We start from the raw sequence: 21,703 nt of genomic DNA, 5'->3' as shown, positions 1-21,703 counted from the left end.
GCCGTTCCGCCACCGCCCATGGCCTCCTCGCCCCGGCCGGCACCGCCGTCGGACCGCGGACCGGGGCCGTCACCGGCGGGTGTAGCTGAGATAGACCTTGTTGGCCCAGTCCTCGGCGGAGATGTCGGCCAGCACCCGCACGGCCCTGCCCCTGAGGTCGGCCAGGACGGCCCGGTAGGCGCCGGAGCTGGGGACCACCGCGATGAAGTGCTTGTCGTCCCACCAGCCCAGCAGGGCCTTGGGCTGGATGTTCGCCTTGGCCGCGAGCCGGCCCGAGGTGCGGTCCCAGAAGCAGACGTGCTCGGTGTAGGTCGCCGGGCACCAGGTCATGAGGGCCCGTCCGGAGGGCGAGAAGACGTCCTCGCCGCCGGCGGGGATCCCCGTCTTGACCAGGGTGCGCCGGATCCGGCCGTCCTGTCCGTAGAAGCGGGTGCCGCCCTGGTGTCCGGCGACCACTTCGGCGCCGTCGGGGCTCCAGCGGAATCTCGCGGTCCGGTCCACTCCCGTCACGGCCACCGCCCGGGCGGTCTTCGCCGTCGCGTCGACGATCACGAAGCCGGTGGTGTCCCAGGCCGCGCCGTTCTTGCGCTGGACGGTCAGGACCGCCTTGGTGCCGTTGCGGGACCAGTGGGCGAACTTGGCGACCAGCGGCTTGTCGACGGTCTGGACCTTGGCGCCGTTGTTGGCCGCCAGGTCGGCCAGGAGCACCCAGTCGTGTCCGGCGTTGTAGGCGGTGGGGACCGCGAGCGCCCTGGCCCCCCGGGGCCCGACCGTGATCTCCTGATAGCCGGTCTGCTTGGCGAACCCGGCGCTCCTGCGCAGGTATGCCACGTTGCCGAGGGTGTAGGAGGTGACCTTGAGCGGGTCGGCGGGTTCTTCCCGCACGGTCACCCGGGTGCCGGGCAGCACGAGGTCCGCGGACCCGGCGGCGGGCACGGCCGCCGCGGCGGGCGCGGACCCGGCGGCGTGCGCGGTGAGCGAGGTCGGCGCGGCCACCGAGATCACGATGACGGCGCATCCGAGCAGTCGGTAAATCCCAGGAGTCACAGACACGGCGGCATTTTAGGCAGAAAACACCTCATGATCGCGACCTATACCGGATTGGTTTAGGCGGCATATTCATACGAGATGTGATTTCTTCCATAAATGGCGCCGCCCGGATATTTAAGTCAGCCCTTTCGGCCTCTCCGGAGCAGGACCGATACGGCGCCGCCGCGGCGGGCACCGGCCCGGCAGGAGGTCAGTCCGGTACGGCCGGCAGCCCGGCGGCCCGGGCCCGCAGGACGACCTCCAGCTCGAAGCGGTCGCCGGGGGTGCTGAGCTGGTCGGCGAAGAGCTCGGTGGCCTGACGCAGCCGGTAGCGGACGGTCTGCGGGTGGATGTGCAGCCGGGCCGCCACCTCGGTGGCGTTGCCGCTCTGCAGCCAGGCCAGGAGCGTCTCGGCCAGCCGGTCGCGCTGGGCGGGCCGCAGGTCGCGCAGGGGCGCCAGCCGCGCCCGTCCCATGATGCGGATCAGCGCCTCGTCCTGGAAGATCATCAGGGTGGCCAGGTGCTGCGCCGCCCTGATGCTCCGGCCGCCGTCCAGCACGCCGCGCCGGGCCAGGGCCAGGGCGTCCCGGGCGAGTCTGAGCGACAGGGCCGCCTCGCCCAGGCCGACCGCGGGGCCGATCACCACGGTCCAGTCGGCGCTCAGCGCGTCGAGCAGGCCGTGCCGCCCCGGGCCGTCGGGGTCGGGGACGACCAGGCAGGGGTCTGACCGGTCGAGGTCGGCGAGGACGTCGGGCGGCAGGCCCGGCCTGGGCAGCTCGCCCTGGACACGTGCGGCGAGCGCGACACAGGCCACGGTGCGCGGCGTGGTCCAGCACACCGACCTGGCGAGATCGGCCACGGCCCGGGGATCGGCCGGCGGGTCGGCGACGAGCAGGTCGAGCAGCCGCCGGCGGCGCAGTTCGAGCTCGCCCGCCGCCCTCACCTGAGCCTCGGCATAGCCGTCGGCCGCCGCGGCGGCGATCTCGTCGAGGTAGACCAGGATCGCCTCCCCGATGTCGCACATCCGCTGCCGGGACAGGTCGAGCCGTTCGGACTCCTCTGCCAGCTTTCGCCACGCCACCCTCGCGCAGATCCGCAGCGCGGACTGGAGCGAGTCCAGGGGCCGCCCCTCGGCGGCCTCACCGCCGCCCACCGCGCGGTAGACCTCCAGCAGCCGGGACCGGCTGGCCCCCCTGTCGCCGACCCGGTTCACGAAGCCCGCGAGGGCCTCCTCCACGGCGTGCCTGACGTTGCGGGCGTAGGCGCCGCTCTGCCGGGAGTATTCGGGCACGCTCGCCTGGATCTCGCCGGCCATCTCCTCGGTCAGGTCGCGCAGGTAGGGGCGGAGGGCGTCGGCGAACTCCCGGGGGATGTCGGCCAGCGGCTGTTCGGCGGCGCGGGCAATGCTCACGTGGGCTCCTCCTGCCCCGGACGGTACTCCGATCTCCTCGTCGCTTCTTCTGTCGGGAACGCACATTTTCCGCTGTGACCTCGCTCACACCGGTGACAACGGAGCGGTGCGGTACGGCGGACGGCGTCCGGGACCGTCCGGGCCGCTCGCCGTACCGGGTCCGGCCGGGACCCCGACGACGGCCGGGGTGGCGGACGGCCCGGTCAGACGGCCCGGTCAGAAGTAACCGGCGCCCGTGACGGTGGCCGGGGAGGTGCCGAGGTTCTTCATCCGGAAACGGATGCAGGAGGGGACCGTGTCGAGATCGGCGGCGACGTAGGGGGCGTGGTCGTCGGCGGCGATCGTCACCGCGCCGAGATATCTGCCCCGGCAGTTGCCGATCTTGATCTCCACCGGCACGGTGTTGTTCTCCAGCTTGACCAGCACCTTGCCCTTGTAGGGGGCGGTGGGGACCAGTCCCTCGGTGAGGAACACCTCGCCGCCGGCCTGGACCGTCGCGCCCAGGTTGACGGCGTCGGCGTGGGCGGCGGGGCCCGTCACGGCGACGACTGCGGCCGCCGCCAGGGCGAGCGTCGAAGACAGGGCGCGCATCGGTTGCCACTCTCCTTGTGTCTCGGGACGTCTGTGATGATCAGACGGAGAGACTACGGAGAGCGGCACATCGAGACGATCACGCGCCCGGCAGCTCCGGGTAAAGCCTCCCGGGAGCCTCGGAGGCCCGGGGCGCGACCGTCCGGGGCGATGGCCGCCCGGAGCGGTGGAGCGGCGTCAGCGGTTGATGAGCTTCTGGGCCTCGACGGCCAGGTCCAGGCCGAAGCTCAGCTTGAGGCCGTAGTAGACGATGGCCGCGGCGGCCACGGCGGCGACGAGGACGACCAGGATCTTGACGGGCCAGCCCTGGCGGCCGAGCCAGGCCGTCCAGGCCGACAGGGTCCGCTTGCCGAACTCCAGCAGCCGGTGGGCCCAGTGGAACTCGGTGGCCAGGACGGCGAGGCCGGCGAAGACCACCAGCCAGCCGGGGCCGGGGAAGGGGACCATGATGAGGCCGGCGATGACCAGCACGGCGCCGATGACGCCGATGACGATTTTGAGGGTGAGGCGTCCGGTGCGGGTGGACCGGACGCCGTCGAGCCAGCCGTGAATTCCGGACCGCCGCGCCGCCTCGTCCTTCAACACGTCGGCGTCACCGGTCTCGGACGGCCTTTCGGCGCTGTCCTGGGTGCTCCGCACCCCGTCTGAGATAGCCACGCGTTCCCCCGGGCGGTCGTTTCACTCCAGAATAGGCCAGCACCTCTCATCTCTAATCATTCTGGCGGATGAGTCGCCCCTGTTCCGGAGGATGACCCGCGACCGGCTGCGGGGCGGACAGGCGGAAGGACGACGGGGCGGACGGCGGGAGCCGGGGTGGTCCCGCGCTTCCCCGGAGGGCCGTACGGGACCACGGTCAGGACGGTCCGGCCCGCCGCGCACGCCACCGCCACGGCGGCGAGCACGCCGAACAGCCTTCTTCGCATGTACGGCTTCCCTCGCAGAGCAACGGACAAGCCGCCATGCACGATCAGGTGGCGGGACCCTGGCCTTCGACCGCCCATGATGCGGGTGCATGAACGCCCAGAGGTTCACAGGCCGGGCCACGGACCGTCAATAGTTTGGAGACGCAACTAACAACTGCAAGGTAAAACCCTGCGGACTCCCGAGATATTTACACCAAATATGGGCTAATGTCCGTTCATGCCTGAGGCTCCTCTCATCACACACGAGGCCCCTGTCGTCAGGACCGTCAGCGGTTCCTGCGCCCCGTCCGCCGTCGCCGGAGCGATCCTCCCCCGCGAGCACCTGCGCAGCGACATGCGCTGGGCGGCCGGTGCCCCCTCCGACCCGCACCGCTGGCTCGACGAGGAGCAGGAGGTCACCCGGGAGCTGTGCGGGCTGCGCCAGTCCGACATGCTCAGCCTGGTCGTCGAGCTGAGCTGCATCGGCACGGGCCGGGACGCCGCGTCGCTGGCCCGCGTCACGGCCGGCAGCCGGGTGGCCGTGGTGGCCGGGACCGGCTTCTTCGCCGGGCCGTTCACCCCCGCCTGGGCGCTCGACGCCGACGTGGACGCCCTCACCCGGCACCTGCTGACCGAGATCGAGGACGGCCTGGACGGCACCAGCGTCCGCCCCGGCGTGATCGGCGAGATCGGCGTGTGGGGCCAGGAGCCGACCCCCGCCGAGGAGCGCTGCGCGGCCGCGGCCGCCAGGGCCTCCCTGGCCTCGGGCCTGCCCGTCGCCGTCCACCACCGCGGCGCCCTGCCCCTGCTGGAGATCCTCCTCGGCCAGGGCCTGCCCGCCCACCGGATCAGCGTCGCCGACGCGGGGACCGACCCGGCGATCCCCCGTAAGATCGTCGGTACGGGCGGCTACGTCTGCCTCACCTCGCTGGGGGCCGACCGGCTCCGGCAGGCGCTGGACCTCATCGAGGCCGGATACGCGCACCGGCTGCTGCTCAGCAGCGGCCTGTCCAGGGTCTCCGAGATCGAGCGGTACGGCGGGGCCGGCTACAGCCACCTGTTCCGCACCTTCCTGCCCCGGCTGCGCGAGGCCGGGATCAGCGAGGAGACCATCCGGTTGATCACCCACGACAATCCTCTCCGCTGGCTGACCTGTAGGGAGTGACCCATGGCGGTCAAGGTCGCGAACGCCCCCGTCAACTTCGGGATCTACCGGGCGGACGGCGCCCCGCTGGACCCCGACGCGCTGCTCGGCGCGCTCGCCGAGGCGGGCTACGACGGGATCGACTCCGGCCCGATCGGCTATCTCGGCACCGGCCCCGAGCTGCGGGAGCGGCTGGCCCGGACCGGGATGGGACTGGCGGGCGGCTGGGTCGACCTGCGCTACGAGGACGCCGGCGGGTTCGCGGCCGACCTGGCCGGGCTGGACGCGGCGCTGGCGGCGTTCACGAGCGCGCCGGCCGTCGACGGGCGGTTCGCGCCCCGGCCCACCCTCGCCTGCCCGGCCCACCCGGAGCGGTCCGCCCGGGGCGCCGCCCCCGGGCTGCCGGATGCGGCGTGGGCGGGGTTCGCCTCCCGGGTCCAGCGGGCGGCCGACCGCTGCCGCGACCGCGGTCTGGAACCCGTCTTCCACCACCATCTGGGGACGTTGGTGGAGACCCCGGAGGAGGTGGAGCGGCTGCTGGAGCTCACCGACGTGTCGCTCTGCCTGGACACCGGGCACCTGTGGCTGGCGGGCGGCGATCCGGTGGCGGCGCTGCGGGAGTGGGGCGGCCGGATCAGGCAGCTCCACCTCAAGGACGCGAGCCGGCGGGCGCACGACCGGGTGCGGGCCGCCGGCGGCGACCTGACGGCGGTCGTCGCGGGGGGCGCCTTCCCGCCGCTCGGCGCGGGGGAGGTCGATCTGCCCGGCGTCCTGGACGGGCTCGGCGGCTACGAGGGCTGGCTGGTCGTCGAACAGGACGTGCCGGGCTCCGGCCAGGATCTCGGCCGGGCCCTGGAGGACCAGCGCGCCAACCGCGCCTGGCTGCGCGCCCACGGCTGCTGAGCTCCCCCACCGCCACCGCCACCACCGACCACGGCTCCGGACCCGAGCGTCGCCACCGACCACGGCCCCGGACCGGAGCACCGCCGCCGGCCACGGCCTCGGAAACCGGGGCCGCCGGGATCGGCGGCCCGCGAGCGCGGGACGGCCCCGGGCCGTCAGGCGCCCACGGCCTCCGGGCCCTCGCACGGCGGGGGGCAGTCGCGGCGCGGGAGGACCAGCAGGCGCGAGCCCGGGCCCCTGGCCGCCGCCACGTCGTCGGGGTTGGCCAGCGCGCAGCGGTCCAGGGAGAGGCAGCCGCAGCCGATGCACTCCGTCAGGCCGTCGCGGAGCCGCTGGAGCTGCCGGATCCGGTCGTCCAGCTCGCCCCGCCACACCGAGGAGAGCCTCTCCCAGTCCTCCCGGGTGGGAGTGCGCTCGTCGGGCAGCGCGGACAGCGCGTCCTGGATCGTCCTGAGCGGGATCCCCACCCGTTGCGAGACCCGGATGAAGGCGATCCTGCGTAGCGTGTCACGCGTGAAGCGGCGCTGGTTGCCCGCCGTACGGCGGCTGCGGATCAGCCCCTTCGACTCGTAGAAGTGCAGGGCCGAGACGGCGACCCCGCTGCGGGAGGCGAGCTGGCCGACGGTCATCTCCAGGTTCTTGGGCACGCCCCACTTTAGCTTGACCTCAAGCAAAGTTAAGGTTGCAGGCTGCAATCATGGCGTTCACACAGGAAGAACTCGACTATCTCGCGAGCCAGCGGCTGGGCCGCCTGGCCACCATTGACCCCGGCGGCGTGCTGCAGAACAGCCCCACCGCTTTCTCCTACAATCCCGAGACCGGCACCATCGACATCCACGGCCGCGCGATGGGCACGACCAAGAAGTTCCGCAACGTCCGGGCGGGCGGTCAGGTGGCCGGCGCCCTCACCGCCCGAGGGTGCTCTCCCTCGCCATGAGCCGGTAGCCGGCCCGGACCTCCTGCGGGGGCCGGTCGGCCCGGCCGTCGATCCGCCGGCGGAGCAGATCGACGGCGATCCGGGCCAGCTCCGCCTTGTCGGGGGCCACCGTGGTCAGGGTCGGCGTGCTGTAGCGGCCGTCCTCGATGTCGTCCAGCCCGGCCAGCGCGATGTCCTCCGGCACCCGCAGGCCCGCGGCGAGGATCGTCCGCAGCGCGCCCAGGGCCAGCAGGTCGTTGAAGCAGAAGACCGCGTCGGGCCGGTGCTCCAGCAGCGCGGCCATCGCCGCCGCGCCCTCGGCCCGGCGGTAGCGCTCGACCTTGCCCACCGTCTCGGGCAGGCCGTGCGCGGCCAGCGCCTGCCGGTATCCGGCCAGGCGGAGCGGGGCCGTGCCGCTGGCGGAGTTGTCCTGGGCGCCCAGCGCGGCGATGCGGGTGCGGCCCAGCCCGATCAGGTGCTCGGTGACGTCACGGGCCGCCCGCACGTTGTCGATCGCCACGTGGTCGGCCGGGCCGTCGTGGATCCGCTCGCCCAGCAGGACGAGCGCGGTGTCGTCGGTGCGGGCCGCGAGCTCGTCGGCGCCGATCGCGATGGGGCTGAGGATGAGCCCGTCCACCCGGTGGTCGCGGACCCCGTCGAGGATCTGCCGCTCCCGCTCCAGGCTCCCGTCGGTCTGCTCGATGACCACCAGCAGCCTCAGCTCGGCCGCGGCGTCGATGACGAACCGGGACAGCTCCGCGAAGTAGGGCGCCTCCAGCTCGGGCAGGGCCAGGGCGATCACGCCGGTGCGCCCCTGCCGCAGGTTCCTCGCCGACAGGTTGGGCCGGTAGTCGAGCTGGGAGAGCGCCTGCTCCACCTTCGCCCGGGTCGCCGGCGAGACGTGGGCGTATCCGTTGACGACGTTGGAGACGGTCTTCACCGACACCCCCGCCAGACGCGCGATGTCGCGCAGACTCACTCCCACTGCCCCCGCCTCCCAGGTCGTACGGCCCACACGAGCCGGACAAGATCTGACGCCGTCGATCGTAACGCCCAGGTATCGACCCTGGCAGCACCTGTTTACAACGTTGGAACAACGTTGTACAAACTCACCTACCACGGAACACCGCGACAACAGAGAGGTCGTGTCTTGGCGACCACCGCCCGTCTCACCCTGGACCCCGCCTTCCGGATCGGCCCGGTGGAGCGCCGGCTGTTCGGCTCGTTCGTCGAGCACATGGGCCGCTGCGTCTACACCGGCGTCTTCGAACCGGGTCACCCGCTGGCCGACGCCGACGGCTTCCGCAGCGACGTCCTGGAGCTGACCCGCGAGCTCGGGGTGACGCTGGTCCGCTACCCCGGGGGCAACTTCGTCTCCAACTACCGCTGGGAGGACGGCGTCGGCCCGGTGGAGGAACGGCCGGCCCGGCTGGACTACGCCTGGCGGAGCCTGGAGGACAACCGCTTCGGGCTCAACGAGTTCATGTCCTGGGCGGCCAGGGCCGGGGTGGAGCCGATGATGGCGCTCAACCTGGGCACCCGCGGCGTGGCCGAGGCACTGGAGCTGGTGGAGTACGCCAACCACCCCGGCGGCACCCGGCTGTCCGACCTGCGCCGTGCGCACGGCGTGGACAGCCCGCACGACGTGCGGCTGTGGTGCCTGGGCAACGAACTGGACGGCCCCTGGCAGATGGGCCACAAGACCGCCGGGGAGTACGGCCGGCTCGCCGCCGAGACGGCGCGGGCGCTCAAGCGCTTCGACCCGGGACTGTCCCTGGTGGCCTGCGGCAGCTCCAACAGCGCCATGCCCACGTTCGGCGCGTGGGAGGCCGAGGTGCTGGAGTCGACCTACGAGATGGTCGACTACGTCTCGCTGCACGCCTACTACGACCCGTCCGACGGCGACGTCGACTCCTTCCTGGCCAGCGGCGCCGACATGGAGCACATGATCCGCTCCATCGCCGCCACCGCCGACCACGTGGGTGCGAAACTGCGCAGCGACAAGAAGATCAAGCTCTCCTTCGACGAGTGGAACGTCTGGTACCAGAGCCGCTTCCAGGGCGAGTCCTCGCTGGACTGGACCCGGCACCCCCGGCTGATCGAGGACGCCTACGACGTAACCGACGCGGTGGTGGTCGGCAGCCTGCTCATCACCCTGCTGCGCAACGCCGACCGCGTCGGGGTCGCCTGCCAGGCGCAGCTGGCCAACGTGATCGCACCGATCAGGACCGAGCCGGGCGGGCCCGCCTGGCGGCAGAGCATCTTCCACCCGTTCGCGCTGACCGCCCGGCACGCCCGCGGCGAGGTGCTCCGGGTGGAGCCCGAGTGCGCCACGATCCCGACCGCCAAGTACGGTGAGGCGCCCGCGATCTGGGCGAGCGCCACCCACGACGCGGCGACCGGCGAGATGGCACTGTTCGTGGTCAACCGTGACCGGCGCGGTCCCTGCACGCTGGAGATCACGCTCCCCGAGGGCCTGCGGCCGGTGGAGCACGTCGAGCTCACCGACGACGACCTGTCGGCCGTCAACTCGGCCGACGCGCCGGACCGTGTGGCCCCCAGGCCCGGCACCGGCCTGAGCCAGGAGGGCCGCCGGGCCTCCCTGACCCTCCCGCCGGTTTCGTGGAGTATCGTCCGCTTTGCTCCCAATTCCCCCCAGGAGTAGTTACATGACCAGCCCCCTTTCCCGCCGTTCCTTCCTCGGCCTGTCCGGCGCCGTGGGACTCACCGCCGCGCTGTCGGCCTGCGGGAGCGGGACCAAGATCGGTTCCGGCTCCGCCGCCCCCGCCTCGGCCGCGCCGACGTTCTCCGGCGGCGAATACACCGGGCCCAAGGTGACCCTGGACTACTGGAACGGCTTCACCGGCGGTGACGGCCCCCACATGCGGGCCATGCTGGAGGCGTTCAACAAGGAGTTCTCCGGCCGGATCGAGGTCCGCAACGTGACCCGCCGCTGGGAGGACCTCTATCCCGCGATGCCGACGGCCATCGCCGCGGGCAAGGGCCCCGACGTCGCGGTCATCCACAACGACTGGATCGGCACCTTCGCCGCCCGGCAGACGCTGATCCCGCTGGACGACGTGGTGGGCGCGCTCAAGCTGACCGAGGCGGACTTCATCCCCGCGGTGTGGAACGCCGGGATCTACGAGGGCAAGCGTTACAGCGTGCCGCTCGACGTGCACTGCCTGGGCGACTACTGGAACCAGGCCCACCTGGAGAAGGCCGGACTGAGCGACGCCCCCGCCGACAAGGCCTCCTACGAGGAGGCGCTCGGCGGGCTCAGGGAGGCCGGGATCGCCAACCCGTTCTGGATGCCGAACAAGTGGCCCGGCCACCTGATGTTCATGAGCCTGCTGTGGCAGCACGGCGGGCAGCTCTACAGCGAGGACGGCACCCGGGCGCTGTGGGGCTCCGAGCAGGGCGCGCAGGCGCTGAGCTGGATGGTGGAGCAGATCGACAAGGGCTTCAGCCCCGCCAAGGTGGCCCAGGACACCCAGTACGCCGCCTTCAAGAACGACAGGAACAGCTTCACCTGGGACGGGATCTGGCAGATCAACGACCTGAAGTCCAACGCCAGGTCGCTCAGGTGGGGCCTGTCCCCGATCCCCAACATCGGCGGCACCGCCGCGGTGTGGAGCTCCTCGCACAACTTCGTGATGACCTCCCAGGCGGGCAAGGACTCGAACAAGGTCCAGGCGGCCAAGTTCTTCATCGACCACATGGGCCGCCTGTCGGCCGAGTGGGCCAAGGCGGGGATGATCCCGGCCCGCAACTCCGTCCGCGAGGACCCCGCGATCGCCGCGCTGCCCCAGATCAAGCTGGCCGCCGACCTGAACGCCTTCCACTTCCTGCCCGCGCTCCCCGGGGTCGGGGACGTGCAGTCCAAGGCGCTGGAGCTGGCGGTGGCCAAGGCCGTGCTGAAGGAGGCGTCCCCGGCGGACGCGCTGAAGGAGGGCGTGGCGACGGCCGACAAGCTGCTGGCCGACAACAAGCGGAAGTACGGGCGATGAGCGTGCGCACCACGGCGGCCCGCGCCATCGGTGCCGCGCCGGGCAGGCGCGCCGCGCGGGCCCTGCCCCCGGCCGGGGAGCGGCCGTGAGCGTGCAGACCGGACCGGGGGACCTCGCCGTGGCGGCCGCGCCCGGCCGGTCCCCCGGGACCACCCGCAGGATGCGGCCCTGGACGCCGTACGCGTTCCTCGCCCCCTATCTGATCCTGTTCGCCGTCTTCATGCTGCTGCCGATCGGCTTCGGGTTCTGGACCAGCCTGCACGAGTGGGACATCAACCTCCCGGACAAGCCGTTCGTCGGACTGGAGAACTACGCCGAGCTGTTCGACCCCGCCGGCGTGGACGGCTCGCGCTTCTGGACGGCGATGCGGGCCACCGGGATCTTCACCGTCGCCTCGGTCCCGCTGCTGATCGTGCTGCCCCTGCTGGTGGCACTCCTGATGAACGGCCGCTTCAAGGGACGCAACGTCTACCGCGCCGTCTACTTCGCGCCGTACGTGCTGGGCGTGGCCGTCGTCGGCTTCGTCTGGCGGTTCCTGCTGGACGGCAACATCGGCCTGGTCAACCACTATCTGGGCCTCGACGTGCAGTGGACCACCGACGTGCCGCCCGCCTGGATCGCCCTCGTCGGGGTGACGGTGTGGTGGACGCTGGGCCTGAACTCCGTCATCTTCCTCGCCGGTCTGCAGGACATCCCGCGCGAGCTGCACGAGGCGGCGATGGTCGACGGCGCCTCCGCCTGGCACCGGTTCCGCTCGGTGACGCTGCCCGGCCTGCGGCCCGTGACGGTCTTCGTGGTCAACTCCACCATCCTGGCCTCGGCCAACATGTTCGGCCAGTCCTACCTGATCACGGGCGGGGCCCCCGCCGACCAGACCAAGACCGCGATCTACCTCATCGCCGAGACCGGTCTGCGCCAGTTCGACATGGGCACCGCCTCGGCCATGAGCTTCGTCCTGGCCGGCTTCCTGATGGTGGCCAGCGCGCTGGTGTTCGGCGCCTTCAGAGACAGGGGCAAGCGATGACCCGCGACATCCGCAGCCTGCGGCGGGCCCTGCTCCACCTGATCCTCGCCGTGATCGCGGCGCTCTACCTGAGCCCGCTGGTCTACATGCTGTCCACCTCGTTCAAGACCCGCGAGGGGGCCGGCTCGACCGATCCCCGGTGGATCCCCGGCCCGGCCACCCTGGACGCCTACCGGGAGATCCTCGGCAGCGCGGACAGCCCGATCGTCAGGTGGTTCGTCAACAGCCTCACCGCCGCCACCGGCCATGCCGTCCTGGTCCTGGTCACCGCGGCGCCCGCCGCCTACGCGCTGGCCCGGCTCCGCTTCCGCGGCCGGGGTGTGATCTTCGCGACGGTCGTGGCGACGCTGTTCGTGCCGCCGGTGGTGCTGTTGATCCCGAACTTCCTGATCGTCAACGAGCTCTCGTGGGTGGACAGCCTGCCCGCCGTGATCGTCCCCGCCGCCGCGGGCGCGTTCGGGGTGTTCTTCCTGCGGCAGTTCTTCGTCACGCTGCCGGGCGAGCTGGAGGAGGCGGCCGAGCTGGACGGCTGCAACCGGTGGCAGATCTTCACCACCATCGCGCTCCCGCTGGCCCGCCCCGCCCTGGTGACGTTGTTCCTGCTGTCCTTCCTCACCAACTGGAACGACTTCCTCTGGCCGATCTACGTCCTGCTCAGCCCCGAGTCCCTGACCCTCCCGGCGGGCCTGGGCAACTTCCAGGGGGCCAACAACATCCGCTACGACCTCCTGATGGCCGGCGCGGTGATCGCCAGCCTGCCGGTGATCGTGCTCTACCTCGTCGCCCAGCGCTGGGTGATCGAGGGGATCTCCCGTTCGGGGCTCAAGGGGTGATCGGGTGAGAATGGCCGCATGACGAGACCGGGGACGCTGTGGGTGGTGAGCGGGCCGCCGGGCGCGGGCAAGTCGACCGTGGCGGCGGCGCTGCTGGCGGGGCTGGACCCGGTGCCCGCCCTGCTCGACAAGGACACCGCCTACGGCGGGTTCGTGGCGGCCACCCTCCGGGCCCACGGCCGGGACCAGGGAGAGCGCGAAGGGCCGTGGTACGACGAGCACGTCAAGCGGCACGAGTACGCCGGGCTGACCGCGCTCGCCCGGCAGATCCGCTCCCACGGCTGCCCGGTGATGCTCGACGGTCCCTTCACCGGCCAGGTGCACGACGCGGCGCGGTGGGAGCGCTGGGTGGAGGAGCTGGGCGGCCCACCGGTCCACCTGGTCTGGATCCGCTCCGACGGCCCCACCCTGCGTGCCAGGCTGGAGCGGAGAGGGCTCGGCAGGGACGCGGGGAAGCTGGCCCGCTTCGACGACTACCTGCGGGCGATCCAGGTCGACCATCCGCCCGCCGTGCCGTACGCCGAGATCGACAACCGGCTGGGCGCGCCGCCCCTGGGACCGCAGGTGGCCGCGCTCACGGCCGCCGTGAACGGCCGCCCGCGGTGAGCGTGGCCCCCGCGGGCGGGGGTGCCGACCCGTCCGAGCCGGAGCCGCGAGGCCGCGCTCACGGGACCTGGAAGCGGTCGTCCCGGGCGTCGGTGATCGCCATGTGGCCCGGCAGGTGGCCGATCGCGAAGGACACCCCGCTCGCCGTCACGGCCGCCTGCGGCGTCACCCCGCAGGCCCAGAAGACCGGGGTCTCCCCCGCTCTCACCTCGACGGGGTCGCCGAAGTCCGGGGTGCCGAGGTCGGCTATCCCGATCTCGGCCGGATCGCCGACGTGGATCGGCGCGCCGTGCACGGCCGGGTATCTCGCCGTCACCCGGACGGCGGCCGGCACCAGGGAGGCCGGGACCGGGCGCATGGAGACGACCATCGGGCCGCTCAGCGAGCCCGCGGGGCGGCAGGGCAGCGAGGTGAGATACATCGGCACGTTCGTCCCCGCCTCGATGTGCCGCACCGGGACGCCCGCCCTCAGCAGCGCGTCCTCGAAGGTGAAGCTGCAGCCCAGCAGGAAGGCCACCAGATCGTCGCGCCAGAGATCGCGGACGTCGTCCACATCGGCCACGGCCGCGCCGTGCTCGTAGACCCGGTAGGCGGGCAGGTCGGTGCGGAGGTCCCCGCCGAACAGGCCGGTGCTGACCGCCCCGGGGTCGCCGACGTCCAGCACGGGGCAGGCGACGGGATTGCGCTGGGCGAACAGCAGCAGGTCGTAGGCGAGCTCACGGGGCACCGCGAGCAGGTTCGCCTGGGTCCAGCCCCGGCACCATCCGGCGGTGGGCGTCCGCAGACCCTCGCGGAAACGGCCGCGGGCCTCGGCCGGGGTGAGCTCGGCGACGTCCATCATCGGATGGTAACCCCACCGGCACGCGACACCCAGCGGCACGGAACCCCAGCAAGCCACGCGGCACCCAGCAAGCACGGAACCTCAGCAGCACGGAACCCCAACGGCACCGACATCCCAGCGGCACGCGAGGCCCGGCGGCGGGGCATGCCCCTCACCGCCCGCACGCCCCCCGCGGGCCCGTACACGCGATCGCCCACGCTCCCCGCGGGCCCGTACGTGACCGCTCACGCTCCCCGCAGGCCCGTATGCGACCTCCCACTCTCCCTCGGGCCTGTACGCGACCTCCCCACGGGCGCGGCGGACCCGTACGGCGGTCCGTGTCGCGGGGAGGGACGGCCCTGTCGCCTCCGCGGGTCAGTGCTCCAGCCCGGGTCAGTACTCCAGCCCCCAGCCGTGGGGGCCGAGGACGTAGGAGGTCCCGGCGGCCTTCAGCCAGCCGGCCTCGGTCAGCCCGTCGAGGCTCCGCCGTACCGTCTCCTCCGGCAGGGCGGTCGCCCGGGCCACCTCGGCGACCGTCGCCGCCCTGCCCTCCACGGCGAGCCCGGACACCGCCTCGTAGACGTCGGTGTCCACGCCCGACAGGGCCTGGACGTCGGGACGGCCCTCGTTCACGAGGGCGCTCCCTGGCGGCGCCGGGCGCCTTCGCGCAGCCGTTCGGGGTCGACGTCCCGCTCGGGGTGGCGGCGCAGATACTCCTGCTCCAGCTCCTCGGTCCGCGTGGTGTGGTTGGCGAGTGCGTCCGCGGAGCCGTGCAGGAGGGTGTCGGTCCGGGTGGCGTGCAGGTGCCGCAGCTCACGGAGCAGGTCGTCCTCGGTCAGGTCCATCGGGTCGATTCCCATTGTCATAGGACTCGCCTACCCGGTCACCGCCCTCCCTCACTTCCTCGGGGGTCCCTCCTGGTGACAGGATTTCACGAAATTGAGTCAGATTTCATGACTCGTTTGCATTGCAGCCATAACGCCACGGCCTTACCTTCCCGGTATGGACCTTGAGCTCCGACACCTCAAGATCGTGCGGGCGGTCGCCGAGGCCGGGAGCGTCACCAAGGCGGCCACCCTCCTCGGGCTGGCCCAGCCCGCACTGACCGCGCAGCTCAAACGGATCGAGCGGGTGCTCGGAGGGGCTCTTTTCGAACGCGACCACAACGGCGCGCGGCCCACACCCCTCGGGGAGCTGGTGCTGTCCAGGGCGATGGTGCTGCTGCCCGCCGCCCGGGAGCTGCAGGAGGAGGCGGTCCGGTTCGCCAACGCCAGCGGCGAGGTCCCCAGCTACCGGCTGGGCGCCACCAACGGGCCGATCCTGGGCGGGCTGGTCGACCGGCTCGCCACGGCGTGGCCGTCGACGCCGGTGAGCACCTACACCTCCTGGTCGGCCAAGGAGCTCACCACGATGGTCATGCTCGGCCGGCTCGACTTCGCGCTCATCGGCGCCTGCGGGGAGAGCCCCCCGCCGGTGGAAGGGCCGGTGGTGTGGCTGACCGTGGGGGTGGACCCGGTCTTCGTGATGCTGGAGGAGAACCACCCGCTGGTCGGCCGGGAGGAGGTGGCGCTGGCCGAGCTGGCCGGAGAGCGGTGGGCGGTCACCCCCGGAGACAGCTGTTTCGGCGACTGCTTCGCCACGGCCTGCGCCCGCGCGGGCTTCACCCCTCGGACGATCTACGAGACCGACGTGGCCACGTGCACGCACCTGGCCAAGGTCGGACGCGCCGCCGTACTGTGCCAGGCGACCTTCCAGCCGACCCCGGGCGTGGCGACGGTCCCGCTCGCCGACGCGCCGCTGCGCTGGCGGCAGCTGCTCGGCTGGCATCCGGAGGGCGCGGCCGCGCGGGTCGCGGCGTCGATCGCCGAGCACGCCAAGGCCGCCCACGCCGACGCGGTGCGGCGCAGCGCGCGGTATGCCGCCTGGCTGGCCGGCAACCCCCGGTTCGGCACCTCCCCATAACGCGGCGGTAGGGAGCATTTGGTAGAACCACGCCCCGTGTGAGCACCGCTACCTTGGCGGCACCCCCCACACGAGGAGACGACACATGCTCCGCAGAAGTGCCGTGTCCGCGGGCTTCGCGCTCGCGTTCACCCTGGTGGCCACCCCCGCCACCGCCCAGGCCGGTCCCGGCGGCGACCCCGCCCCGTCCGCGTTCGCCACGGCCCGGGCACAGGCGGCGGCGGCCGCCAGGCCCGCCCCCGCCATGATCGACGCCCTCAGGCGCGACCTCGGGATCACCGGCGAGCAGGCCGCGGCCCGGCTCGTCAACGAGGCCGCCGCGGCCAAGGTCGAGCCCGCCGTCCGCGGGCAGCTCGGCAAGGACTTCGCCGGCGCCTGGGTGAGCGGCCCCACCTCCGAGTTCGTGGTCGCCACCACCGACTCGACGAAGATCACCACTATTCTCCGCGCCGGCGCGGAGGCCAAGCTCGTCAAGCACTCGCTGGCCACGCTGGAGGCGGCCAGGGAGCGGCTCGACGCCGTCGCCGGCGCGCCGTACGGGGCCGTGCCCTCCTGGTACGTCGACCTGCGCAGCAACAGCGTCGTGGTGCTGGCGGGCGACACCGCCGCCGCGGAGGCGTTCGTGAACGCCGCCGGCCTCGACAGGGCGCTGGTCCGCGTGGAGACCTCCACCGAGCGGCCTCGGCCGTTCTACGACGTCCGCGGCGGCGACGCCTACTACATCGGCAGCGGCTCCCGCTGCTCGGTCGGCTTCTCGGTCACCCGCGGCACCCAGGGCGGCTTCGCCACCGCGGGCCACTGCGGCACCACCGGGGCCAGCACCAAGGGCTCCAACCAGGTCGCGCAGGGCACCTTCCAGGGCTCGTCCTTCCCCGGCAACGACTACGCCTGGGTCGCGGTCAACTCCAACTGGACGCCGGTCGGCGTGGTGAACGGCTACAGCAACGGCATCGTCCAGGTCGGCGGGTCGGCCGACGCGGCCGTGGGCTCGTCGGTCTGCCGGGCCGGCTCGACCACCGGCTGGCACTGCGGCACCATCCAGGCCCGCAACGCCAGCGTCACCTACCCCGAGGGCACCATCACCGGCCTGGGCCGCACCAGCGTGTGCGCCGAGCCCGGCGACTCCGGCGGCTCCTACATCTCCGGCAGCCAGGCCCAGGGCGTCACCTCCGGCGGCTCGGGCAACTGCTCCTCCGGCGGCACGACCTTCTTCCAGCCGATCAACGAGATCCTGCAGGTCTACGGGCTCACCCTGGTCACCGGGGACGGCAACCCGCCGGCCGGCTGCGGCGGCTACCAGAACACCTACAACGGCTCGCTGACCTCCAACCAGAGCGTCTACCAGCCCGGCAGCGGCGGCTACACCGCCGGCGCCGGCGTGCAGCGCATCTGCCTGGACGGCCCCAACGGCACCGACTACGACGCCTACCTGCAGAAGCTGAACGGCTCCACCTGGACCGACGTGGCCAGTGGGACCACCCCCAACCCCGACGAGGCCTTCACCTACAACGGCACCGCGGGCACCTACCGTGTGCGGGTCCACGCCTACAGCGGTTCGGGCTCCTACACCCTGGGCGTGACCAGGCCGTAGCCGCCCGCGCGCCACGCGCCGCCGCCCCCTTCGGGAGGGGCGGCGGCGCCGCCGTGTCCGGATGTCCAGAAGAATGGACAGATGAGCGAGCTTCTGAGGTTGAGCGAGGGCGCGGTGCTGACGCACCTGGTCACCCGGGCCGAGCTGGCGGCCGGCGCGCTGACGGCCGTCGACGACCTGCGGCTGTGGGCACGGCTGGCCGACGGCGGCGGGGTGCCGCTGGCCGGGGGCGGCCGGGTCCGCACCGTGGTCGAGGCGGGCGAGCCGTCCCTGACGGGGCCCGAGGGCTGGCTGTCGGGGGTGGCGCCGGAGGACCTGGTCGCGCTGCGCCTGCGCGACGGCGCGCTGGAGCTGTCGACCACGGAGCTGACCGGCTTCCCCGCCGAGCGGGCGATCCGGGTCGTCCAGGAGTTCGGTGAGCAGGCGCTCGACGCGCTGCGTGCCTTCGCCGAGGGGCTGGAGCCCGCTCCCGGCGTCTCCATCGACGTCGTGGTCCTCGAACTGCTGATGAAAGCCCCGGAGACCTTCGCCGACCCGCTCCCGCCGCTGGCCCCGCTGCTGCGTGAGGCCTCGCTGGAGCTGCGGGGAGGCCGGGTCGGCATCGTGGGCGCGCCGTGGGACACCGCTTCGGTCGCCGACCTGGCCCCGCTGGACGTCATCAGGCTGGCCCTGGTCCGCAGCGCGCTGCGGACCTACGCCGAGGGCGCCGACCTGTCCAAGGCGATCACCTACCTGTCCCGTTCGGAGGCGGTGCTCGCCAGGGTCGCCGACGAGGTGGAGCGCGAGCCGCTCGCCCCCGCCCTGATCGAGGCGCTCCCGCGCACCGAGCCGGCGGCGCTGCTACTGATCGCCAGGTCGGCCGAGGGCGAGGGCCGGTCGTTCGAGGCGGCCGGGCTCGTCCACGAGGTGCTCTCCCTCTCCCCTGGCCTGGCGCCGGCCGAGCGGGACGCGGCCGAGTACGCCGCCTGCCGTACGGCCCCGGACGACCCGCTGCCGGCACGGGCCGCGCACCTGTTCCGGCAACTGCTCGCCTACGGCTACCGCCCGGCCCGCCGCCGCCTGATCGACGACCTGGTCGCGCTGAGCGTCCGGGTGGCCGAGCCCGCCCTGGCCGACCTGGCACTGTTCGAGAACGACGTCGTCGGGGAGTTCCTGGACGCGCGGGGCGAGTGGCTGCGCGACGACGAGGCGGAGCTGCTGGAGTCCTGGCGCAGGACGCCGCTGCGGCTGTGGGAGGTCCTCGACGTCTCCGGGGAGGAGATCACCCTGCGCGAGGCGGGCGGCGAGGGCGGGGGCCCGGTGACGCTGGCCGACGAGCTGCTCCCCCGGCAGGCCCTGCCCGGTGACCTGATGCTGACCAGGCTGCTGGGCGACGGAGAGGGCCCGCACGTGTTCGGCCACCCGTTCAAGGTGGACCCGGCCCGCAAGGACGAGATGCTCGCCCTGCTCACCGACCCGGTCGACCCCTACGCGGTGGCCGCCTTCTTCCGCCGGGCCGGGCGGGCCCCCGGCACGGCGCCCGGCTAGCTGAACTGGTCGAGGTCCGCCAGACGATCGAGCAGGGGCTGGCCGGCTCCATCATCGCCGCCTTCAACGACACCCTCCACGAGGAACTGCTCGACCTCGCCGAGCAGATGGCCGAGCACGCGGCCCGCGGCGAGTCCTTGTCACACGCCGTCACGTCGCACGCGTCACGTCACGTCGCGTCATGTGCGACGTGACGTGACGCGTGCGATCTCGCGTGCCCGTCTATGACACACGCGGGACCTCGCGCGCCCGTCATGACACACGCGAGAGCTCACATGCCGTCGCATCACACATGGGACCTCGCGTGCCTGTCACGACACACGCGGGGCCTCGCATGCCGTCGCGTCACACGGGTCGCGTCACGGCGGGTTCAGGCGATGCCGTAGACGCGGGCGGCCACCCCGCCGAACACCTCCTCGCGCTCGGACGCCGACAGGTGCGCGGTGAGCCCGCGGGTGGTCTCCAGCACGGTCTCGTACGGCGCGGCGAGCAGGCAGACCGGCCAGTCGGAGCCGAACATGACCCGGCCGGGCCCGAACGCCTCCAGCACCACGTCGGCGTAGGGCCGCAGGTCCGCGGCCGTCCAGCCGGCCCAGTCGGCCTCGGTGACCAGGCCCGACAGCTTGCAGGTGACGTTCGGGCGGGTGGCCAGCTCCCGGACCAGCGCGGCCCACGGCTCCAGCGCCCCGGTGGCGACCGGCGGCTTGGAGCAGTGGTCGAGCACGAACTCCAGGCCGGGCAGCGCGGTCACGGTCTCGATCGCGGCGGGCAGCTGGTGCGGGAGGGTGAGCAGCTCGTAGACCAGCCCCGCCCGCCCGACGGCCGCCAGGCCGCGCCGTACGTCGTCCCGGCAGAGCCAGCGCGGGTCGGCCTCGCCCTGCACCTGGTGCCGGACGCCGCGCAGGTGTCCGCCGCCGGGCGCGGCCCGCAGCGCGGCGAGGTCGTCGGCCACCGAGGGGGCGGCCAGGTCGGTCCAGCCGACCACCGCCGCGATCAGGTCGTGCGCCTCGGCCAGGGCCAGGAACTCCGGCGTCTCCTCCGGCACGGCGATCGTCTGCACGAGCACCGTGGCCGTGACCCCGGCGGCGGCCGCCGGCAGGTCCTCGACGCCGAAGCTCCTGCGCAGCGGGGCCATCTCCGGGCCGGTGATCCAGCCCTGATCCCGCACGGACAGGTCCCACACATGGTGATGCGCGTCGATCATGGCTCTCCCGGGGCGATTGATCCGATCATTCAACCGAACCGGGCCGCACAGGACAAGTCACGGCCAGTCATTTCGGAATAATGGTCGGACCTCAGCGCGTGGCCATGGGCCGATCCACCGGAGAACGCACGCAGAGAGGACAGAGGCCGCCGCCCGGTCGGCCCGCGGCGGGGGGAACGCCGCACCGGGAAAGGGGGACGCCGTACCGGGAAGGGCCTCCCGGGGCCGCCGGGAGGCCGGATCACCCGGCGCCCCCTCCGCGGGCTCCGGCGGGACGGGCCGGTACGGCCCGGCGGCGGCCGTTCAGAGGGTGCGCAGGAAGGCCAGGCCCTGGGTGGCGAGGTCGTCCTGGGTCGCGGCGAGCGGCCGCCAGACCGAGGCGGCGGTCGCGATCGACCGGTTGTGCGCGGTGAAGGACTCGATGCAGAGCGGGCCCCGGTAGCCCACCTCCCGCAGCGCCCCGGCCAGGCCCGGCCAGTCCAGGTGGTCGGCCCCGGGGGCGCCCCGGTCGTTGGCGCAGACCTGCACGTGCGCGATCAGCTCCCCCGCCTGCCGGACGGCCGCCGCGGGATCGCGCTCCTCGATGTTCATGTGGTAGACGTCCAGCGCGAGACCGACGCCCGGGATCCCGCCCACCGCCTCGACGGCCTGCCCGACCGTGTTGATCAGGCTGCTCTCGTAGCGGTTGAGCGGCTCGACGGCGACCGTCACCCCCCGCTCGGCCGCGTACTCCCCGACCGGGGCCAGGTTCTCGCGCAGCTGGGCGTAGCAGGCCGGCCGCTCCTCCTCCGACATCCGCCAGGTCCGCCCCACCGACGCGTACGCCGGCCCGGCGATCACCGGGCTCCCCACGGCCACCGCGGCGTCCACGCAGCGCCGCAGGTAGTCCCGGGTCGTCCGGAACGTCTCGCCGTCGGCCGCGACGAGCTCCCTGCCCGGGGGCATGACCAGCACCACCGACGCCCTCAGCCCGAGCTCTCCCAGCAGGTCGGCCGCCCGCTCGGGGTCCCAGTCGCCGATCTGCTCCATCGGCAGCTCGATCGCGTCGAATCCCCAGCCGGCCACCTTCGGGGCCAGCCGCATGAGGTCCTCGTCCGTCAGCGGCGAGACCCACACCCACGTGTTGACACCGATGGAGAACACCGTCAACCCCTCCCTCTTCTCGTGAACGCTCCTCGCGAACGCTCCTTGCGAACGCCGTCGCGAACGCCGTCGGGCGGCGCCCGCCCG

22 protein-coding genes and 1 pseudogene are annotated in these 21,703 nt (G+C 72.8%); 11 read left to right on the top strand and 12 right to left on the bottom strand.

Annotation, left to right across the window (positions count from 1 at the left end):
- Positions 1-69: 69 nt before the first annotated feature.
- From ACWDS7_RS08915 to ACWDS7_RS08900, 4 genes are all read right to left on the bottom strand, one after another.
- On the bottom strand, positions 70-1,053 hold the full coding sequence (locus ACWDS7_RS08915) for a hypothetical protein (protein ID WP_451928776.1): 984 nt from the start codon (positions 1,051-1,053) through the stop codon (positions 70-72).
- Between the two features lie 187 nt (positions 1,054-1,240).
- Entirely contained in the window at positions 1,241-2,440 is a 1,200-nt protein-coding gene (locus ACWDS7_RS08910) for a PucR family transcriptional regulator (protein WP_451928775.1), read from the bottom strand.
- A 216-nt stretch (positions 2,441-2,656) separates the two neighbouring features.
- Positions 2,657-3,031 (bottom strand): hypothetical protein, encoded by a 375-nt coding sequence (locus tag ACWDS7_RS08905; protein WP_451928774.1) that lies wholly within the window; start codon positions 3,029-3,031, stop codon positions 2,657-2,659.
- Positions 3,032-3,208: 177 nt separating this feature from the next.
- On the bottom strand, positions 3,209-3,688 hold the full coding sequence (locus ACWDS7_RS08900; protein WP_451928773.1) for a TIGR02611 family protein: 480 nt from the start codon (positions 3,686-3,688) through the stop codon (positions 3,209-3,211).
- 483 nt (positions 3,689-4,171) lie between these two features.
- On the opposite strand from ACWDS7_RS08900, the gene ACWDS7_RS08895 reads away from it, so the two are divergent.
- The gene (locus ACWDS7_RS08895; protein WP_451928772.1) at positions 4,172-5,098 is read left to right on the top strand and encodes a phosphotriesterase family protein; all 927 of its coding nucleotides are present in this window, start codon (positions 4,172-4,174) and stop codon (positions 5,096-5,098) included.
- 3 nt (positions 5,099-5,101) lie between these two features.
- On the top strand, positions 5,102-5,980 hold the full coding sequence (locus ACWDS7_RS08890) for a sugar phosphate isomerase/epimerase family protein (protein WP_451928771.1): 879 nt from the start codon (positions 5,102-5,104) through the stop codon (positions 5,978-5,980).
- 155 nt (positions 5,981-6,135) lie between these two features.
- Here ACWDS7_RS08890 and soxR read toward each other — a convergent pair whose 3' ends face one another.
- Complete coding sequence (soxR, locus tag ACWDS7_RS08885) at positions 6,136-6,609, bottom strand: redox-sensitive transcriptional activator SoxR (RefSeq protein ID WP_306858555.1); 474 nt, start codon at positions 6,607-6,609, stop codon at positions 6,136-6,138.
- A gap of 68 nt (positions 6,610-6,677) precedes the next feature.
- Between soxR and ACWDS7_RS08880 the strand changes: the two genes are divergently transcribed.
- On the top strand, positions 6,678-6,917 hold the full coding sequence (locus ACWDS7_RS08880; RefSeq protein ID WP_451928770.1) for a PPOX class F420-dependent oxidoreductase: 240 nt from the start codon (positions 6,678-6,680) through the stop codon (positions 6,915-6,917).
- Here ACWDS7_RS08880 and ACWDS7_RS08875 read toward each other — a convergent pair.
- The gene (locus tag ACWDS7_RS08875) at positions 6,886-7,881 is read right to left on the bottom strand and encodes a LacI family DNA-binding transcriptional regulator (protein ID WP_451928769.1); all 996 of its coding nucleotides are present in this window, start codon (positions 7,879-7,881) and stop codon (positions 6,886-6,888) included. The genes ACWDS7_RS08880 and ACWDS7_RS08875 overlap by 32 nt on opposite strands.
- Positions 7,882-8,046: 165 nt before the next feature.
- Between ACWDS7_RS08875 and arfA the strand changes: the two genes are divergently transcribed.
- The 5 genes from arfA to ACWDS7_RS08850 all read left to right on the top strand — a co-directional run bounded on the left by arfA (position 8,047) and on the right by ACWDS7_RS08850 (position 13,369).
- Positions 8,047-9,561: an arabinosylfuranosidase ArfA gene (gene arfA, locus ACWDS7_RS08870; protein ID WP_451928768.1), complete on the top strand. Its 1,515-nt coding sequence runs from the start codon at positions 8,047-8,049 to the stop codon at positions 9,559-9,561.
- 4 nt (positions 9,562-9,565) lie between these two features.
- On the top strand, positions 9,566-10,906 hold the full coding sequence (locus tag ACWDS7_RS08865; RefSeq protein WP_451928767.1) for a substrate-binding domain-containing protein: 1,341 nt from the start codon (positions 9,566-9,568) through the stop codon (positions 10,904-10,906).
- Between the two features lie 85 nt (positions 10,907-10,991).
- Positions 10,992-11,930 carry a carbohydrate ABC transporter permease gene (locus ACWDS7_RS08860; RefSeq protein WP_451928766.1) on the top strand — a complete coding sequence of 313 codons (939 nt, stop codon included), beginning with the start codon at positions 10,992-10,994 and terminating at the stop codon, positions 11,928-11,930.
- Positions 11,927-12,763: a carbohydrate ABC transporter permease gene (locus ACWDS7_RS08855; protein ID WP_451928765.1), complete on the top strand. Its 837-nt coding sequence runs from the start codon at positions 11,927-11,929 to the stop codon at positions 12,761-12,763. The genes ACWDS7_RS08860 and ACWDS7_RS08855 overlap by 4 nt, the downstream gene beginning before the upstream one ends.
- A gap of 18 nt (positions 12,764-12,781) precedes the next feature.
- Positions 12,782-13,369 (top strand): AAA family ATPase, encoded by a 588-nt coding sequence (locus ACWDS7_RS08850; protein WP_451928764.1) that lies wholly within the window; start codon positions 12,782-12,784, stop codon positions 13,367-13,369.
- Positions 13,370-13,427: 58 nt separating this feature from the next.
- On the opposite strand, the gene ACWDS7_RS08845 is transcribed toward ACWDS7_RS08850, so the two are convergent.
- The 3 genes from ACWDS7_RS08845 to ACWDS7_RS08835 all read right to left on the bottom strand — a co-directional run bounded on the left by ACWDS7_RS08845 (position 13,428) and on the right by ACWDS7_RS08835 (position 15,055).
- Positions 13,428-14,210 carry a putative hydro-lyase gene (locus tag ACWDS7_RS08845; protein WP_451928763.1) on the bottom strand — a complete coding sequence of 261 codons (783 nt, stop codon included), beginning with the start codon at positions 14,208-14,210 and terminating at the stop codon, positions 13,428-13,430.
- A gap of 372 nt (positions 14,211-14,582) precedes the next feature.
- Positions 14,583-14,822 carry a helix-turn-helix domain-containing protein gene (locus ACWDS7_RS08840; protein ID WP_451928762.1) on the bottom strand — a complete coding sequence of 80 codons (240 nt, stop codon included), beginning with the start codon at positions 14,820-14,822 and terminating at the stop codon, positions 14,583-14,585.
- Complete coding sequence (locus tag ACWDS7_RS08835) at positions 14,819-15,055, bottom strand: DUF6158 family protein (protein WP_306857352.1); 237 nt, start codon at positions 15,053-15,055, stop codon at positions 14,819-14,821. Before ACWDS7_RS08835 ends, ACWDS7_RS08840 begins: the two co-directional genes overlap by 4 nt.
- 136 nt (positions 15,056-15,191) lie before the next feature.
- On the opposite strand from ACWDS7_RS08835, the gene ACWDS7_RS08830 reads away from it, so the two are divergent.
- The 3 genes from ACWDS7_RS08830 to ACWDS7_RS08820 all read left to right on the top strand — a co-directional run bounded on the left by ACWDS7_RS08830 (position 15,192) and on the right by ACWDS7_RS08820 (position 19,269).
- Entirely contained in the window at positions 15,192-16,151 is a 960-nt protein-coding gene (locus ACWDS7_RS08830) for a LysR family transcriptional regulator (RefSeq protein ID WP_306857350.1), read from the top strand.
- An 85-nt stretch (positions 16,152-16,236) separates the two neighbouring features.
- Positions 16,237-17,742 (top strand): S1 family peptidase, encoded by a 1,506-nt coding sequence (locus ACWDS7_RS08825; RefSeq protein WP_451928761.1) that lies wholly within the window; start codon positions 16,237-16,239, stop codon positions 17,740-17,742.
- A gap of 81 nt (positions 17,743-17,823) precedes the next feature.
- Positions 17,824-19,269, top strand: a complete 1,446-nt coding sequence (locus tag ACWDS7_RS08820) for a hypothetical protein (RefSeq protein WP_451928760.1) — start codon at positions 17,824-17,826, stop codon at positions 19,267-19,269.
- Here the strand turns inward: ACWDS7_RS08820 and ACWDS7_RS08815 are convergent.
- The 3 genes and pseudogenes from ACWDS7_RS08815 to ACWDS7_RS08805 form a co-directional block, all read right to left on the bottom strand.
- Positions 19,266-19,388, bottom strand: coding sequence for a hypothetical protein (locus ACWDS7_RS08815; protein WP_451928759.1), 123 nt, complete (start codon positions 19,386-19,388; stop codon positions 19,266-19,268). The two genes, ACWDS7_RS08820 and ACWDS7_RS08815, sit on opposite strands and share 4 nt — an antisense overlap.
- Positions 19,389-19,639: 251 nt before the next feature.
- Complete coding sequence (locus tag ACWDS7_RS08810; protein WP_451928758.1) at positions 19,640-20,473, bottom strand: amidohydrolase family protein; 834 nt, start codon at positions 20,471-20,473, stop codon at positions 19,640-19,642.
- A 306-nt stretch (positions 20,474-20,779) separates the two neighbouring features.
- Positions 20,780-21,616: pseudogene (locus tag ACWDS7_RS08805) on the bottom strand (sugar phosphate isomerase/epimerase family protein); the annotation flags it as partial.
- Between the last annotated feature and the right edge of the window lie 87 nt (positions 21,617-21,703).

The organism is Streptosporangium sp. NPDC003464 (assembly GCF_053588315.1).
The sequence above is the reverse complement of the archived record's forward strand: the minus strand, read 5'-3'. Positions and strand labels throughout refer to the sequence as shown.

Excerpts from the sequence above, each read along its gene's own strand:
- ACWDS7_RS08905 (WP_451928774.1), bottom strand. The coding sequence starts at position 3,031 with ATGCGCGCCCTGTCTTCGACGCTCGCCCTGGCGGCGGCCGCAGTCGTC.
- ACWDS7_RS08895 (WP_451928772.1), top strand. The coding sequence starts at position 4,172 with ATGCCTGAGGCTCCTCTCATCACACACGAGGCCCCTGTCGTCAGGACC.
- ACWDS7_RS08890 (WP_451928771.1), top strand. The coding sequence starts at position 5,102 with ATGGCGGTCAAGGTCGCGAACGCCCCCGTCAACTTCGGGATCTACCGG.
- soxR (WP_306858555.1), bottom strand. The coding sequence starts at position 6,609 with ATGACCGTCGGCCAGCTCGCCTCCCGCAGCGGGGTCGCCGTCTCGGCC.
- ACWDS7_RS08880 (WP_451928770.1), top strand. The coding sequence starts at position 6,678 with ATGGCGTTCACACAGGAAGAACTCGACTATCTCGCGAGCCAGCGGCTG.
- ACWDS7_RS08865 (WP_451928767.1), top strand. The coding sequence starts at position 9,566 with ATGACCAGCCCCCTTTCCCGCCGTTCCTTCCTCGGCCTGTCCGGCGCC.
- ACWDS7_RS08855 (WP_451928765.1), top strand. The coding sequence starts at position 11,927 with ATGACCCGCGACATCCGCAGCCTGCGGCGGGCCCTGCTCCACCTGATC.
- ACWDS7_RS08850 (WP_451928764.1), top strand. The coding sequence starts at position 12,782 with ATGACGAGACCGGGGACGCTGTGGGTGGTGAGCGGGCCGCCGGGCGCG.
- ACWDS7_RS08845 (WP_451928763.1), bottom strand. The coding sequence starts at position 14,210 with ATGATGGACGTCGCCGAGCTCACCCCGGCCGAGGCCCGCGGCCGTTTC.
- ACWDS7_RS08835 (WP_306857352.1), bottom strand. The coding sequence starts at position 15,055 with ATGACAATGGGAATCGACCCGATGGACCTGACCGAGGACGACCTGCTC.
- ACWDS7_RS08830 (WP_306857350.1), top strand. The coding sequence starts at position 15,192 with ATGGACCTTGAGCTCCGACACCTCAAGATCGTGCGGGCGGTCGCCGAG.
- ACWDS7_RS08825 (WP_451928761.1), top strand. The coding sequence starts at position 16,237 with ATGCTCCGCAGAAGTGCCGTGTCCGCGGGCTTCGCGCTCGCGTTCACC.
- ACWDS7_RS08820 (WP_451928760.1), top strand. The coding sequence starts at position 17,824 with ATGAGCGAGCTTCTGAGGTTGAGCGAGGGCGCGGTGCTGACGCACCTG.
- ACWDS7_RS08810 (WP_451928758.1), bottom strand. The coding sequence starts at position 20,473 with ATGATCGACGCGCATCACCATGTGTGGGACCTGTCCGTGCGGGATCAG.